13 protein-coding genes are annotated in these 14,514 nt (G+C 68.3%); 7 read left to right on the top strand and 6 right to left on the bottom strand.

Translation table 11 applies throughout. The features are described from left to right. Positions 1 to 266: 266 nt before the first annotated feature. Positions 267 to 683 carry a DUF4167 domain-containing protein gene (locus ACWPKK_RS11715; protein WP_452004034.1) on the top strand — a complete coding sequence of 139 codons (417 nt, stop codon included), beginning with the start codon at positions 267 to 269 and terminating at the stop codon, positions 681 to 683. Positions 684 to 716: 33 nt separating this feature from the next. Here the strand turns inward: ACWPKK_RS11715 and ACWPKK_RS11710 are convergent, their stop codons facing one another. Both ACWPKK_RS11710 and ACWPKK_RS11705 read right to left on the bottom strand, forming a co-directional pair. Further along, complete coding sequence (locus tag ACWPKK_RS11710; RefSeq protein WP_452004032.1) at positions 717 to 1,478, bottom strand: MOSC domain-containing protein; 762 nt, start codon at positions 1,476 to 1,478, stop codon at positions 717 to 719. Positions 1,479 to 1,608: 130 nt separating this feature from the next. Next, the gene (locus ACWPKK_RS11705; RefSeq protein WP_452004029.1) at positions 1,609 to 2,184 is read right to left on the bottom strand and encodes an NUDIX domain-containing protein; all 576 of its coding nucleotides are present in this window, start codon (positions 2,182 to 2,184) and stop codon (positions 1,609 to 1,611) included. Between the two features lie 317 nt (positions 2,185 to 2,501). On the opposite strand from ACWPKK_RS11705, the gene clpB reads away from it, so the two are divergent. After that, positions 2,502 to 5,105 (top strand): ATP-dependent chaperone ClpB, encoded by a 2,604-nt coding sequence (clpB, locus tag ACWPKK_RS11700; protein ID WP_452004027.1) that lies wholly within the window; start codon positions 2,502 to 2,504, stop codon positions 5,103 to 5,105. 180 nt (positions 5,106 to 5,285) lie between these two features. Here the strand turns inward: clpB and ACWPKK_RS11695 are convergent, their stop codons facing one another. Next, positions 5,286 to 5,921, bottom strand: coding sequence for a glutathione S-transferase family protein (locus tag ACWPKK_RS11695; protein ID WP_452004025.1), 636 nt, complete (start codon positions 5,919 to 5,921; stop codon positions 5,286 to 5,288). A gap of 225 nt (positions 5,922 to 6,146) precedes the next feature. Here ACWPKK_RS11695 and ACWPKK_RS11690 point away from each other — a divergent pair, with 225 nt between their 5' ends. Continuing rightward, the gene (locus tag ACWPKK_RS11690) at positions 6,147 to 7,529 is read left to right on the top strand and encodes an aspartate aminotransferase family protein (RefSeq protein WP_452004023.1); all 1,383 of its coding nucleotides are present in this window, start codon (positions 6,147 to 6,149) and stop codon (positions 7,527 to 7,529) included. Between the two features lie 30 nt (positions 7,530 to 7,559). Here the strand turns inward: ACWPKK_RS11690 and ACWPKK_RS11685 are convergent, their stop codons facing one another. Together ACWPKK_RS11685 and ACWPKK_RS11680 are read right to left on the bottom strand one after the other, a co-directional pair. Next, a complete protein-coding gene (locus tag ACWPKK_RS11685) occupies positions 7,560 to 8,786 on the bottom strand; it encodes a class I SAM-dependent methyltransferase (RefSeq protein ID WP_452004020.1) in 1,227 nt (408 codons plus the stop codon). A gap of 86 nt (positions 8,787 to 8,872) precedes the next feature. Continuing rightward, entirely contained in the window at positions 8,873 to 10,009 is a 1,137-nt protein-coding gene (locus ACWPKK_RS11680) for an asparaginase (protein ID WP_452004017.1), read from the bottom strand. A gap of 79 nt (positions 10,010 to 10,088) precedes the next feature. Between ACWPKK_RS11680 and ACWPKK_RS11675 the strand changes: the two genes are divergently transcribed. Further along, a complete protein-coding gene (locus tag ACWPKK_RS11675; RefSeq protein ID WP_452004014.1) occupies positions 10,089 to 10,670 on the top strand; it encodes an RNA methyltransferase in 582 nt (193 codons plus the stop codon). 23 nt (positions 10,671 to 10,693) lie between these two features. Here ACWPKK_RS11675 and ACWPKK_RS11670 read toward each other — a convergent pair whose 3' ends face one another. Beyond that, complete coding sequence (locus ACWPKK_RS11670; protein ID WP_452004011.1) at positions 10,694 to 11,254, bottom strand: class I SAM-dependent methyltransferase; 561 nt, start codon at positions 11,252 to 11,254, stop codon at positions 10,694 to 10,696. A gap of 200 nt (positions 11,255 to 11,454) precedes the next feature. On the opposite strand from ACWPKK_RS11670, the gene ACWPKK_RS11665 reads away from it, so the two are divergent. From ACWPKK_RS11665 to ACWPKK_RS11655, 3 genes are all read left to right on the top strand, one after another. Continuing rightward, the gene (locus tag ACWPKK_RS11665; RefSeq protein ID WP_452004008.1) at positions 11,455 to 12,054 is read left to right on the top strand and encodes a DUF1178 family protein; all 600 of its coding nucleotides are present in this window, start codon (positions 11,455 to 11,457) and stop codon (positions 12,052 to 12,054) included. Positions 12,055 to 12,406: 352 nt separating this feature from the next. Then, entirely contained in the window at positions 12,407 to 12,709 is a 303-nt protein-coding gene (locus ACWPKK_RS11660; protein ID WP_014249004.1) for a DUF485 domain-containing protein, read from the top strand. Between the two features lie 50 nt (positions 12,710 to 12,759). Continuing rightward, positions 12,760 to 14,433: a cation acetate symporter gene (locus ACWPKK_RS11655; RefSeq protein ID WP_452004772.1), complete on the top strand. Its 1,674-nt coding sequence runs from the start codon at positions 12,760 to 12,762 to the stop codon at positions 14,431 to 14,433. Positions 14,434 to 14,514: the final 81 nt, after the last annotated feature.

The raw sequence follows: 14,514 nt of genomic DNA, 5'->3' as shown, positions 1-14,514 counted from the left end.
AAAAACGGTTGGATCGCCGGGCTTTGCCGGGTAGTGTGCGGTACACGACCGCGAACCTACGGCCTGCGGAGCACGATTCTCGGATGGTTTTCTGCCGAGCGCTGACCGCCATGGCCCGCCGCACGCGATGCGGACGCGTCGTTTGAACCCCGTGAGCGACCCATGGAAATCGTCCATGGCAGACCGGGCGGCCGGGCCGGAAGGCCGGATGGCCGCCGGAGCGTTCCGGGGACTGCGCTTCTCTTGCATGGGGCCTTAAGAGCCGAATGAGACAGGGACCGAACTCCAGGCGTTCGCGTGGTCGTGGCAACAGCGGCGGCGGGGGCGGCGGTGGTGCCAGCCGGCGCCAGAACGTTCCGCTGCGTCACCAGACCTTCGACAGCAACGGCCCGGACGTCCGCATCCGCGGCAATGCGTGGCAGGTGCAGGAAAAGTACCAGGCGCTGGCCCGCGACGCGATGTCGTCCGGCGACCGCGTGCAGGCGGAAAACTACCTGCAGCATGCGGAGCATTACCTGCGCATCATCAACCAGATCCAGGAATCGGAAAACCGCCAGCGCGGTGGCCAGCCGAGCATTGGGCACGGCCACCAGTCGCAGGGGTCCTCGCAGGCCGGCGACGATGACGACCTGCAGGGCGAGGACGAGACCGACGGCGAGGAACGGGCGGCCGTCAACGCCTGACGCCTCGCGTTTCAGAGCTTGGATGGTTGAAGGTCAGGCCGGCGTGACCGGGTCGCCCACCGCGATCCGGCCGCCGCCGGTCACCCGGGCGCGCAGCAGGATCTGGTTGTGGCCGTACCCCCGCTCCATGATGGTCGGCAGGCTGAGGTCGGCGACGCCGCTGTCCGGGTTTACATCGTTGCCGGGCGTGCAGTCCAGCGCCTCCACCACCTCCAGCGTTGCGCCGCCGATGGTCAGGGTCTGGCCGGCCCAGCCGCGCTCCGCCCACGGATCGATCCCATCCAGCAGCAGGTTGGCGCGCAGGCGGCGGGGGTCGACCGGCTGTTTGGCGATCCGCTCCTCCAGATCGCGCAGGCTGGCGAGGTTCAGCAGGGTGACCGACGGTTCCTCGCTGTTGCCGAAGGCGCCGTGCTGCGCCTCGATCAGGCGGGGCATGCCCGGGACGATCCCGGCCAGATAGGCGGCGAAGAACTGTTCCACCAGCGTGCGGCCCATCGGCTGGTCCAGCCGGCCGCGCGAGACCTGCCGGCCGCCGCGCCGGATGATCAGCGCGCGCGTCTCCTCGTCGAACTCGGTCTGCAGCGCCGCCAGCTTTTCCGTGCGGTCCAGCGTGAAGAAGTCGGACGGCAGGCGCCAGCCCTCCGTCTCGGTGTCCAGCGCGGCCGGGCCGTGCAGCAGCCCGTAACGGCGGTCGAGCGGGATCGCCTGTCCGGCGGTCAGGTCGGTGGCGGTCAGGTCCTGGCCGCTCATGCCCTTGACGGGATAGCGGCGGATAGCAGTCAGTGTGGCGTTCATTGCACTGCACAATGAGAGGGCCGGAGCGTCCCTGTCAACCGATGCGGTGCCTGTTTCTCACGCTGCGGCTGGGGGAAAGGCGGTGGGGAGTCCCCCGGGCCGCCCGCTCCACCCGCATGATCTGGTGCCGCTACCAGCGTTCGGCGACGGGGCGGTGTCCCAGAAATTCCTCCAGCCGCCGTCCGGTGGCCAGCGACAGGTCCGCCGGAAGCCGGTCGATCGGGAAGAAGCGGGCCTCGACGATTTCAACCCCATCGGCCTTCGGCGTGCCGCTCCAGCCGCGCACGACAAAGACCGCCACATGGTCGCTCGCGCCGTTGCGGAAACGGGCATAGATGCCAAAAGGCTGAGCGGGCCGGTCGGCGATCAGCCCGACCTCCTCCCGCACCTCGCGCCGCATGGCGTCGGACAGCGTCTCCCCCCGCCCGACGCCGCCGCCGGGAAAATGCCAGCCTTCGACATAGCTGTGGCGGATCAGCAGCACGCGCGGGGTGGCCGGGTCCGACTCGTCGAGGATGATCGCCCGCACCCCCATGGTCAGCGGGCGCGCGATCCGGTGCCAGGCCCCGCGCAGGCTCCAGGCGAGGCGCAGCAGCCGCGCCGTCATGGTCAGCGGCATGGCTTGGCCAGCAGGGGTTGCTGCGGGCTGCACATCAGGGGCGGTGCGCGTGGTGGGGCGGGTGGCGGAACTGGCCAGATCGGTCATGATGGGAATCCGGGGCGGGGAGACCGGCGGAAGGCAGGCAGGCGGCAGTCTAGCCGGGGCGGGCAGGCGCCGTGTAGGGGGGCAATCGGCGGGTCACGCACTACCCCTTTCTTACGGTCCTACGCGGTCGGGACGACGGGGGTGTGGCGGCTTTTCTCTCCCGATAACCTTTCTACGCCGATGGTCTTGCATGACCTCCGCCCCTGCCTACATCTCCCGCAGCATCCTTGCGGATCGCACCGTCATGTGGATCGGGCAAGGGGATCGAGTTGGCCGGGCTGCCTCGCGGACGGTCGACGGGAGATGAGGGGAGCATCATGGATTTCGAGCAATACACCGAGCGTAGCCGCGGGTTCGTTCAGGCCGCGCAGACCCTGGCCGTGCGCCGCGGGCATCAGCGCCTGACCCCGGAACACCTGCTGAAGACGCTGCTGGACGACAAGGAAGGCCTTGCCGCCAACCTGATCCGTGCGGCGGGCGGCGACCCGAAGGCGGCCCTGTCGGCGGTCGATGCCGAACTGGACAAGCTGCCGAAGGTGGAGGGCAGCGGCGCCGGTCAGCTCTATCTGACGCCCGAGCTTTCCCGCGTCTTCGAACAGGCGGAGAAGGTGGCCGAGAAAGCCGGCGACAGCTTCGTCACCGCCGAACGCATCCTGCTGGCGCTTGCCATGGCCGACGGCACCCCGTCGGGCAAGGCCCTGAAGTCCGCCGGCGTGACACCGCAGGCGCTGAACACCGCCATCAACGACATCCGCAAGGGCCGCACCGCCGACAGCGCCAGCGCCGAGCAGGGCTATGACGCGCTGAAGAAATACGCGCGCGACCTGACCGCCGCGGCGCGCGACGGCAAGCTCGACCCTGTCATCGGCCGCGACGAGGAAATCCGCCGCACCATCCAGGTTCTGGCCCGCCGCACCAAGAACAACCCCGTGCTGATCGGCGAGCCCGGCGTCGGCAAGACCGCCATCGTCGAAGGGCTGGCCCAGCGCATCGTCAAGGGCGACGTGCCGGAAGGCTTGAAGAACAAGCAACTGCTGTCGCTCGACCTCGGCGCGCTGGTGGCGGGCGCCAAGTATCGCGGCGAGTTCGAGGAGCGGCTGAAGGCCGTGCTGTCGGAAATCCAGGCGGCGGCCGGCGAGATCGTCGTCTTCATCGACGAACTGCACACGCTGGTCGGCGCCGGCAAGTCGGACGGCGCGATGGACGCCTCCAACATGCTGAAGCCCGCGCTGGCGCGCGGCGAACTGCATTGCGTCGGCGCCACCACGCTGGACGAGTTCCGCAAGTATATCGAGAAGGACGCGGCGCTGGCCCGGCGTTTCCAGCCGGTCTTCGTGTCGGAGCCGACGGTGGAGGACACCATCTCCATCCTGCGCGGCCTGAAGGAGCGGTACGAGGTGCACCACGGCGTGCGCATCACCGACAGCGCAATCGTTTCGGCGGCGACCCTGTCCAACCGCTACATCACCGACCGCTTCCTGCCCGACAAGGCCATCGACCTCATCGACGAGGCGGCAAGTCGCCTGCGCATGGCGGTGGACAGCAAGCCGGAAGCCATCGACGAACTGGACCGCCGCATCATCCAGCTGAAGATCGAGCGCGAGGCGCTGAAGCGCGAGCAGGATGCCGCGTCGCGCGACCGGCTGGTCAATCTGGAGCGCGAGCTGTCCGACCTGGAGCAGGACTCGGCCGAGCTGACCGCCAAGTGGCAGGCCGAGAAGGACCAGCTGCAGGGCGCGCAGAAGATCAAGGAGGATCTGGAGAAGGCCCGCACCGAGTTGGAGACGGCGCAACGCGACGGCAATTGGGGCCGCGCGGGCGAGTTGGCCTACGGCGTCATTCCCGGCCTGGAGAAGGCCTTGAAGGAGGCCGAGGAGCATGCCAGCAGCCGCATGCTGAACGAGGAGGTGCGCGACGGCGACATCGCCGCGGTGGTCAGCCGCTGGACCGGCGTGCCGGTCGACAAGATGCTGGCCGGCGAGCGCGAGAAGCTGCTGGCGATGGAAGAGAAGCTGCGCAGCCGGGTCATCGGCCAGGACGAGGCGATCGTCGCCGTGTCCAACGCCGTGCGCCGGGCGCGGGCCGGGCTGCAGGACCCGAACCGTCCCATCGGCTCCTTCCTGTTCCTGGGTCCGACCGGCGTCGGCAAGACCGAGCTGACCAAGGCGCTGGCCGAGTTCCTGTTCGACGACGAGACGGCGATGGTCCGGCTCGACATGTCGGAATACATGGAAAAGCACTCCGTCGCCCGCATGATCGGCGCGCCTCCGGGCTATGTCGGCTATGAGGAGGGCGGGGCGCTGACCGAGGCGGTGCGTCGCCGGCCCTACCAGGTTGTGCTGTTCGACGAGGTGGAGAAGGCCCACCCCGACGTCTTCAACGTGCTGCTGCAGGTGCTGGACGACGGCCGGCTGACCGACGGGCAGGGCCGCACGGTCGATTTCCGCAACGTCGTCATCATCATGACCTCCAACCTCGGCTCGCAGGCGCTGGCCGAGCAGCCGGAGGGCGAGGACAGCGGCGCCGTGCGCGAGGAGGTGATGGAGGCCGTCCGTGCCCATTTCCGGCCGGAGTTCCTGAACCGCTTGGACGAGATCCTGCTGTTCCATCGGCTCGACCGCCGGCATATGGGCGGCATCGTCAAGATCCAGCTCGGCCGCCTGACCAAGATGCTCGCCGACCGCGAGATCACGCTGACGGTGGACGAGGCCGCGACCGCATGGTTGGCCGAGGCCGGCTACGACCCGGTATACGGCGCGCGTCCGCTGAAGCGGGTGATCCAGCGCGAGTTGCAGAACCCGATGGCGACCCTGATCCTCGAAGGCCGCATCAAGGACGGCCAGACGGTGGCGGTCGGGGCGGAAGGCGGTTCGCTGACCATCGACGGCCAGCCGGTCGGCGGGCTGGTTCGGCGGGGGTGAGCGGTGGGCCTCTTCTCCCAAGTTCCCTCTCCCCCCTGGGGAGAGGGTTAGGGTGAGGGGGAGGCGTGGCGAAGATCTTCAAGAAGAAGCCGCTTCGCACCTCCCCGTAAGCCACGCCTTGCATCCCCCTCACCCCGGCCCTCTCCCCGGGGGGGAGAGGGGGAGGTCCGGTACGTCTCCTCAATAATAAGGCGCCGCCAGTCCTTCCGCCTCGAACGTTGCCTTCACCGCCGGGCGCTCCAGCACGCGGGCGAGGTACGGCCCTATGTTGCCGAGCGTACGTGCCGGGCGGCCCATGAAGCGGGTCCAGCGGCACAGCATGAACAGGTACGGGTCGGCCGCGCTGTACGTGTCGCCCAGCAACCACGTACGCCCCGCCAGCGCCTGGTCCAACCCGTCGAAATGGCCGCTCAGCCGCGCTTCGGTGGCCGCCTTGAAGGCGGCCTGCGCCTCTGCGCCCTCGACATAGCGTTCGGGATAGAAGTACAGCAGCATCTCGGCCTGGACGCTGTTGGTCAGGTAGACCAGCCACTTGTAGAACTCCGCCCGCCCGGGCGTGCCGACCGCCGGGGCCAGCTTCGCCTCCAGATGGCTGTCGGCCAGATGCAGGCAGATGGCGGCGGCCTCGTACAGCACCAGATCGCCGTCCACCAGCGTCGGCACCCGGCCGTGCGGGTTCAGGGCCAGATAGGCGGCGCTCTTGTGCTCCCCTTTGTCGCGGTCGAGCAGCACGAGGTCGAATGGCCGTCCGATCTCGCGCAGCAGGATATGCGGGGCCATCGCGGCTGTGCTGGGCATGCCGTAAAGCGTGGGCAAGGCGGTCTCCCCCTCTCGTAATTCCGGTCAAGCTGTCCCATCGGGTCCGGCGTCCCGCCAGCGCCTTGCGCGCATGGCACGGATGACCAGGAAGCAGGTTTGTGGAGTGGCCGAACTGTGCGTATGATCGGCGGTACTGTTTAACAAATCGAACACCCCCCGGCGGACCTCGACCGTGCGGCGGGGGGAACGAACCCGACAAGACCGAACAGGAAGACCCTTTCCATGACCGCTCCGGGCAGCACCGTCGGCAACTCCGCCGCCAGCCGCGACAAGGCCTTCATCCTCCATCCCTACACCAACCTGGACGTCCACGAGACGCAGGGGCCGATGATCATCGATCGCGGCGAGGGTGTCCGTGTCTTCGATGACGGCGGCAAGGATTACATCGAGGGCATGGCCAGCCTGTGGTGCGTCTCGCTCGGCTGGGGTGAGGAGCGGCTGGTCCAGGCGGCGACCAAGCAGATGCGGCAGCTGTCCACCTATCACATCTTCGGCCACAAGTCGCACGAACCGGGAATCGATCTGGCGGAAAAGCTGATCGGGCTGGCGCCGGTACCGATGTCCAAGGTCTTCTTCGCCAATTCGGGCTCGGAAGCCAACGACACCGCGATCAAGCTGATCTGGTACTACAACAACGCGCTCGGCCGGCCGGAGAAGAAGAAGATCCTCTCGCGCCAGCGCGCCTATCACGGCGTGACGGTGGCGACCGCCAGCCTGACCGGCCTGCCCAACAACCACCGCGACTTCGACCTGCCGATCGCCCGCATCCTGCACGGCGACTGCCCGCACCACTACCGCAACGCCCTTGAAGGCGAGAGCGAGGAAGCCTTCGCCACCCGCCTTGCCGAACAGCTGGAGGCGCTGATCCTGGCCGAGGGGCCGGACACCATCGCCGCCATGTTCGCCGAACCGATCATGGGGGCCGGCGGCGTCGTGGTGCCGCCCGCGACCTACTTCGCCAAGATCCAGCCGGTGTTGAAGAAATACGACATCCTGCTGGTGGCGGACGAGGTGATCTGCGGTTTCGGGCGCACCGGCAATTTCTGGGGCAGCCAGACCATGGGCATGCAGCCGGACATCCTGACCTGCGCCAAGCAGCTGTCGTCCGGCTACCTGCCGATCTCCGCCGTCATGGTGACCGACGCCATCTATCGCGCCTGTGTCGACGAGAGCCGGAAGATCGGCACCTTCGGCCACGGCTACACCTACTCCGCCCATCCGGTGGCGGCGGCGGTGGCGCTGGAAACGCTGAAGATCTACGAGGAGCGCGACATCGTCGGCCATGTCCGCTCGGTCGCCCCGGCCTTCCAGAACCGTCTGAAGGCGCTGGCGGAGCATCCGCTGGTCGGCGAGGCCCGCGGCATCGGCCTGATCGGCGCGCTGGAACTGGTGGCCGACAAGGCGACCAAGACGCCCTTCGATCCGCCCGGCCGCGCCGGTGCGCTGGTCAACGGGCTGGCCCAGGAGAACGGCCTGATCGTCCGCGCCATGGGCGATTCCATCGCGCTGTGCCCGCCGCTGGTGATCTCCGAGGCGGAGATTCACGAGACCTTCGACCGCCTGACCAAGGCGCTCGACGCCGCGGTTCCGGTTCTGCGGGGGTAAGAATGGACGGAGGGGGTGGGGCTTCGCGCCCTATCCCCGCCGCAGATGCATCTTGCCCAGGCCGCCCAGCGCGTCGAACAACTGGCGGAACTGGGTGAGGAATTGCTCCCACGTCGCCTTTGTCGTCGGTTCGATGGCGGCGTGCAGGGCGCCGAGGCTGGTCCTGCCGTCGATCCGCGACAGGATCGGGCCGGCCAGCCGGGGCAGGGGCAGGGCCACGACGCTGCCCATCAGGTCGAATTCCAGGCTGCCGCCGGGCGGCACGTTCTTCGCGACGGTGGGGCCGTCGATGTCGCGCAGGACCGGGACCACCTCCGGCCCGTCCGGCAGGATGCGGGCGGCGTCCAGGTCGGCCGGGCGCAGCAGATAGGCGATGTGCTTGGTGAAGGCGCCGGTGATGCGTTCGGTCCAGGCGGCACGCTCCAGCATGCCCATCCCCTCCAGCCGCTTCAGGACGCGGGCGTCCTTGACCCACAGCGACGGTTCGTAGCGCAACGGGTCGATCAGCGTCGCGATGGCAAGGCCGGCGCTGTCCGCCAGCTCCGCGAGCTGCGGCACGCTGTAGGGTCGGTCGCAGCTGTGCAGCAGCAGGTCGTAGAGGTTGGCGTCGGCCAGCCGGTGGTCGCTGATATGCGGGTTGTTCAGCAGCCAGTTGGTCGGCGGCAGCGCCTGGATCAGCCGGCGGGCCAGCGCCACCTTCTCGGCCGGCGGCAGCCCGTCGGTCATGCCGCGCAGAGCCTCCTGCATCGGGTAGACGCCGGTGCGACCATAGGGGGCGTAGACCATGATGCCGATGCCGCCACCGGGCGCCAGCGCCCCGGCCAGCGAGCGCAGGCCTGCCGACGGATCGTCCAGATGGTGCAGCACGCCGCAGCAGTCGATGTAGTCGAACGGCCCCATTCCATCGAGTTCCAGCAGCGATCCGCGACGGAAGTCGATGTTGGTCAGGCCGCGCGCCTTGGCCCGCGCCTCGGCGATGGCGCGGCTGGCGTCGGACAGGTCGATGTAGGTGATTCGCCCCGGATTGCCGGCATCGGCCATCTGCTGCGCCAGCATGATGGTGCCGTCCCCCGTGCCGCCGCCGGCCACCAGCACGCGCAACGGCCGGGAATGGTCGATCCGGCCGCCGAAGACATGCTGGACCAGCTCGTCCAGATGGCTGGGCGATCCGGTGATCAGGCGCTTGGACTCGTCGGCCGGGTTGCGCGCCGGGTAGGGATAGGCCTCGTACTGGGCGCGCAGATCGTCGATGCTCATGGGGGACTGCTCAATGGGAATGGGCGCGGCGACCATAGCACCGCGCCCAGCCGATGACAGCCGTTCGGTGGCGCTCTGTCAGTGCCTCAGCCGGGCCACCCCGCAGCCGGCCGCACCTCGCCCACCTGCGTGCCGGCGCGGTTCAGCAACGGCGCGGTCAGCAGTTGCGGCACGCGTGCCCATTGGGCGTCGGTCAGCGCCCTGGTCGAGTGGATCAGGGCGGCGAGCGCCACCTCGCGGGCGCGGGCGGCGCCATCCTCGATCTTCAGCGCGATGCCGATGCCTTGCTCCGGGATCACGGCGCAGCCGACGCCCTCGGCCCCGCCCTTGACCAGCACGGCGCCCTCGGCGGCCTCCATCAGCGCGGTGTCGAAGGTGCCGGTGCCGCCGATCAGGAAGGGGTGCTTGCCCCAGGCGGCGGCGATGCGGGTGACGGCCACGGCCCGCGCGTCGGGCAGGTCGACCGGGTCGGCGATGCGGGCCATGGCATAGGCGATGGCGCCCAGCGGGATGCCGATTGTGGGGATGGAACAACCATCGACGCCCCAGGGCGCGCCGAACAGGTCCTGGCCGGTCATCTGCTCCATCACGCCGAGGATGCGCTGCTGCACCGGGTGTTCGTAGCGGACATAGCCCTTCAGCCGCTCGCCCTTGTGCTTCGCCGTGGTCAGGAAGCCGCTGTGCTTGCCGGAGCAGTTGTTGTGGAAGGCGGTCGGCGCCTCGCCGCGGCGGACCAGATCCTCGGCGGTGGCGGGATCATAGGGGATCTGCGCGCCGCATTCGTAATCGTCGAGCCGCAGCCCGACCCGCTCGGCCCAGGACCGCACCAGTTCGGTGTGGCGCGCCTCGCCATTGTGGGAGGAGCAGGCGAGCGCCAGTTCCTCGTCCCCCAGCCCAAAGGCGTCGAGCGCGCCGCTTTCCACCAGCGGGATCGCCTGCAGCGACTTGATGGCGGAGCGCGGGTAGACGGGGGCGTCGATGTCGCCCCAGCGCGCCAGCACATGGCCGCCGGCATCGACGATGCAGGCGCGGGCGCGGTGGACCGATTCCACCAGGCTGCCGCGCGTCACCTCGACGATGATCGGGCTTTCCGCCGGGCCGGACAGGTCGGCGCGGCCCTCGGCGCTCTCACCATAATGGTGGGAATGGCCATGGTGGTGGGAATGGCCGTGGTGGTGATCCCCACCGCAGCAGGAGTGGTCGTGCGTATGGTCTTGGCTCATGCCGGCAAGCTTGCCTCGGGCGGGCGGCGGCGGCAAGCTCCCGCCCGGTCATGTCCTTACCTAGATCAGCGGGTTCTTCATGCGTGGTTATTTCGGAATCGGGGTGGAGCGGATCAGCAAGCCGGGCAATGTCGGCAACCTGATGCGCACCGCCCATGCCTTCGGCGCCTCCTTCTTCTTCGCCATCGATCCGGAACCGGATCTGCGGGAGACGAAGCTGGTCGACACCTCGGGCGCCACGCTGCACCTGCCGCTCTACATCCACGAGCGGGTCGCCGACTTCACCCTGCCCAGGGATTGCATGCTGGTGGGCGTGGAGTTGACCGACGACGCGGTGGAACTGCCCAGCTTCCGCCACCCGTCCCGCGCCGCCTATGTGCTGGGGCCGGAGCGCGACAGCCTGTCGCCCGCCCTGCTGGCGCGCTGCGACCATGTGGTCAAGATCCCGATGTCCTTCTGCATCAATGTCGGCGTCGCCGGGGCGCTGGTGATGTACGACCGCATGATCTCGCTGGGCCGCTTCGCCGAGCGGCCGGTTCGTCCCGGCGGCCCGCTGGAGGCGCCGGCCCAGCACCGCCACGGTCGCCAGATCATGCGCAACGCCGACCGCCGCCGCCGCATCCGCGGGGAGCAGAAGCCGGCCGACGACGGCGACGAGTAAGGGGGGCGACGAGTAAGGATACGTCAGAGCGGCAGCGGATCGTCCCCGGCGACGGCGCAGATCCGCTGCACCACCGCGGGCTTGGGCACCGACACCTCTCCCTGCTCGAAGGCCACCACCTGAAGCGTGCCGCGCACCGCTTTCAGCAACTCGCCGCGGCGCAGCAGGAAGTCGGGGGAGGACGGTCGGCCGAAGCGGGCGTTGCCGTCGGCGAAGGTCTCGTAGATCAGCAGGCCGCCCGGTTCGAGCGCCGCCAGGATGGCGGGGAAGAGCGGGCGGTGCAGGTAATTGGTGACGATGATCCCGGCGAAGCGGCCGTCGATCGGCAGGGATACGCCGTGGCCGTCCGAGTCGTCGCTTTCCAGATCCGCTTGGATCAGCGTGACGCCCACGCTTCCCCCGAGATCGGCGACGCCGCCGAGGTTGCGGTCCAGACCGACCACCGGATGGCCGAGCCGATGGAACAGCCGCAGATGACGCCCGCCGCCGCAGGCGAGGTCCAGCACCGGGCCGCCCGCCCGCACCAGCGGGGCGAAGCGCTCCACCCAGAGGGAGGGCGGCGAAAGCGGGTGGGGCGTGGGCATGGTCGGATTTCCCTTCGCGGACTTTCCTTTGGCGGTCGCGGGAACGATATCACAGGTGGTATGGACGACAGGACCGGGCGGCGTTTGACGGCGCGGCCCGACCGTGCTGAATTAGGACAAATCCCGAGTCGCGCCGCAACCCGGACCGGCGCACCGGGGCGGACCTTCCTGCTGCGGGTTAGTTTGGGGCTTGTGGGGATATGATCCTCTTCGCGTTGAGATGCTCGGCCGATCACCGGTTCGAGGCATGGTTCCGCAACGGTGCCACCTATGACGAACAGGCGGCGGCGCACCAGATCGCCTGCCCGATCTGCGGCGACACCGTCGTCGGCAAGGCGCCGATGGCCCCGCGCATCGCCAAGGGCGTCGCAAAGGCCGCCGACCGTGCCCGCGAACAGGCCGAAGCCGTCGCGGCGAACGCCCCGCCGGCGTCCGTGCCCGCCGCCATTCCCGCCCATGCGCCTTCCCTTGCGCCCGCCGCCCTGCCGGTGCCGATCCCTGCCCCGGTTCCGCTGCCCAGCGCCGCCGACGTGGTCGCGGCCCTGCCGCCCAGCCTGAACGACGCCCAGCGCGAGGCGGTGGCGGAGGTGATGCGGCAGCTGACCGAGGTGCGGCGCAGCGTGGAGAAGAACTGCGACTATGTCGGCGACCGCTTCGCCGAAGAGGCGCGGCGCATTCATTACGGCGAGACCGATCCCCGCGGCATCTATGGCGAGGCGTCGGACGACGAGGTCGCCGAACTGCACGAGGAAGGTGTGACATTTCACCGCATTCCTTGGATACCGCGGAGCGACTCCTGAGGGATGCGGCCGCCGCGCCTGTTGCCGCGCCGGCACTGATTCCGAACGAAACCATTTGAAAAGCTGACTGTTTGTAAGGCGCGCCGGGAAACCGGCGCGCCTTTCTCATATGCCGCTGCAGCCCTGCCCGGGCTTGGATTTCCGCGGATTTCCGGGGGATCGTCCCCGGCCGGCGCGCCATCCCATCGACCAAGGTAGGGGGTGCGCCCAACAATGATCTGTATCAAACAATTGGGCAGGTCAAGGGCGTACGAATTACGGGGACAAGCCCGGACGCGATCGCCCGGACGGAAAATGCCCGAGTGTCTTAAAGACCGTCGAACAATCGCCGGCACTCGATGAGGGGACGCACATGACTCCAAATGCAACACGGATCCTGAACAATCCAAAGTTCCAGGAGCTGGTGGCCAAACGGTCCGCCTTCGCCTGGACTTTGTCGATTGCCATGCTGGTCATCTATTTCGGTTTCATTCTTTTGGTGGCGTTCGGGAAATCGTTCCTGGGCACGCCGATCGGCTCCGGCGTCACGACCTGGGGCATTCCGGTCGGCGTCTTCACCATCGTGTCCGCCTTCATCCTGACCGGCATCTATGTCTACCGGGCGAACGGCGAATTCGACGAGCTGAACCGCCAGATCCTGGAGGAATCGAAGTGATCCGCGCCGCCACCACCCGCATCGCCGCCCCGGCCGCCGCCCTGGCCGCCATGGCGGGCGCGCTGGTTCCCGCCTCCGCTTACGCCGCCGCCGTCGAAGGCCCGGTGACCAAGCAGGCGACGAACTGGTCCGCCATCATCATGTTCCTGATCTTCGTCCTCCTGACGCTGGGCATCACCTTCTGGGCGGCCCGCCGGACGAAGTCGGCCAAGGACTTCTACGCCGCCGGCGGCGGCATCACCGGCTTCCAGAACGGTCTGGCCATCGCCGGCGACTACATGTCGGCCGCGTCCTTCCTGGGCATCGCCGGCCTGGTGTACGCCAACGGCTTCGACGGCCTGATCTTCTCGGTGGGCTGGCTGGTCGGCTGGCCGATCATCCTGTTCCTGATCGCGGAACGGCTGCGCAACCTCGGCAAGTACACCTTCGCCGACGTCGCCTCCTACCGCTTCCAGCAGACGCCGATCCGCACCCTGTCGGCCTGCGGCTCGCTGGCGACGGTCACCTTCTACCTGATCGCCCAGATGGTGGGTGCGGGCAAGCTGATCCAGCTGCTGTTCGGCCTCGACTATCTGGTCGCCGTCATCATCGTCGGCGTGCTGATGATCGGTTACGTGACCTTCGGCGGCATGCTGGCGACCACCTGGGTGCAGATCATCAAGGCGGTGATGCTGCTGTCCGGCGCCTCCTTCATGGCCTTCATGATCCTGGCGAAGTTCAGCTTCAGCCCCGAGGCGATGTTCAAGGCCGCCGTCGACATCCATCCGAAGGGTCTGGCGATCATGTCGCCGGGCGCGCTGATCAGCGACCCCGTCTCCGCGATCTCGCTGGGCATGGCGCTGATGTTCGGCACCGCCGGCCTGCCGCACATCCTGATGCGCTTCTTCACCGTCGCCGACGCCAAGGAAGCCCGCAAGTCGGTCTTCTACGCCACCGGCTTCATCGGCTACTTCTACATCCTGACCTTCATCATCGGCTTCGGCGCCATCCTGATGATCCTGGCCCCCGACGCCACCGGTGCCTATCCCTTCCTGACCGCGGCCCCGGCGGCCGGCGCCAAGGCGGTGATCGCCAACGTCATCGGCGGCACCAACATGGCGGCCATCCACACCGCCCATGCGGTAGGCGGCGACCTGTTCTACGGCTTCATCTCGGCGGTTGCCTTCGCCACCATCCTGGCGGTGGTCGCGGGTCTGACGCTGGCCGGCGCCTCTGCGGTCTCCCATGACCTCTACGCCTCGGTCTTCGCCAAGGGCCGTGTGAACGAGGCCGACGAAATCCGCGTCTCGAAGATCACCACGGTCGTCATCGGCATCCTGTCGATCGTCCTGGGCATCGCCTTCGAGAACCAGAACGTCGCCTTCATGGTCGGTCTCGCCTTCGTCATCGCCGCTTCGGCCAACTTCCCGATCCTGCTGATGTCGATGTTCTGGAACAAGATGACCACCCGCGGCGCCGTCATCGGCGGCACCCTGGGCCTGGTTTCGGCGGTCACGATGCTGGTCCTGGGTCCGACGGTGTGGAAGGCGGTTCTGGGCAACCCGGCCGCGCTCTTCCCCTACGACAACCCCGGCCTGTTCTCGATCGTCATCGCCTTCGTCGGCATCTGGTTCTTCTCGATCACCGACAACAGCGCGCAGGCCCAGAAGGAGCGCAAGGACTTCGAAGCCCAGTACATCCGGTCGCAGACCGGCCTGGGTGCCGAGGGTGCCTCCGCCCACTAAGGCAACCTGCCGAACGAGGAAAACGGGCAGAGCGCCAAGAAGAAGAACGGAAGGGATCGCGTCTCGCACCGCATCCCTTCC

The sequence above is a fragment of the Azospirillum largimobile genome (genome assembly GCF_977007025.2).
The sequence above is the reverse complement of the archived record's forward strand: the minus strand, read 5'-3'. Positions and strand labels throughout refer to the sequence as shown.

Bases quoted from the DNA above. Each gene is read 5' to 3' on its own strand.
- ACWPKK_RS11715 (WP_452004034.1), top strand. From the start codon at position 267: ATGAGACAGGGACCGAACTCCAGGCGTTCGCGTGGTCGTGGCAACAGC.
- ACWPKK_RS11710 (WP_452004032.1), bottom strand. From the start codon at position 1,478: ATGAACGCCACACTGACTGCTATCCGCCGCTATCCCGTCAAGGGCATG.
- ACWPKK_RS11705 (WP_452004029.1), bottom strand. From the start codon at position 2,184: ATGACCGATCTGGCCAGTTCCGCCACCCGCCCCACCACGCGCACCGCC.
- clpB (WP_452004027.1), top strand. From the start codon at position 2,502: ATGGATTTCGAGCAATACACCGAGCGTAGCCGCGGGTTCGTTCAGGCC.
- ACWPKK_RS11690 (WP_452004023.1), top strand. From the start codon at position 6,147: ATGACCGCTCCGGGCAGCACCGTCGGCAACTCCGCCGCCAGCCGCGAC.
- ACWPKK_RS11685 (WP_452004020.1), bottom strand. From the start codon at position 8,786: ATGAGCATCGACGATCTGCGCGCCCAGTACGAGGCCTATCCCTACCCG.
- ACWPKK_RS11680 (WP_452004017.1), bottom strand. From the start codon at position 10,009: ATGAGCCAAGACCATACGCACGACCACTCCTGCTGCGGTGGGGATCAC.
- ACWPKK_RS11675 (WP_452004014.1), top strand. From the start codon at position 10,089: ATGCGTGGTTATTTCGGAATCGGGGTGGAGCGGATCAGCAAGCCGGGC.
- ACWPKK_RS11670 (WP_452004011.1), bottom strand. From the start codon at position 11,254: ATGCCCACGCCCCACCCGCTTTCGCCGCCCTCCCTCTGGGTGGAGCGC.
- ACWPKK_RS11665 (WP_452004008.1), top strand. From the start codon at position 11,455: ATGATCCTCTTCGCGTTGAGATGCTCGGCCGATCACCGGTTCGAGGCA.
- ACWPKK_RS11660 (WP_014249004.1), top strand. From the start codon at position 12,407: ATGACTCCAAATGCAACACGGATCCTGAACAATCCAAAGTTCCAGGAG.
- ACWPKK_RS11655 (WP_452004772.1), top strand. From the start codon at position 12,760: ATGGCGGGCGCGCTGGTTCCCGCCTCCGCTTACGCCGCCGCCGTCGAA.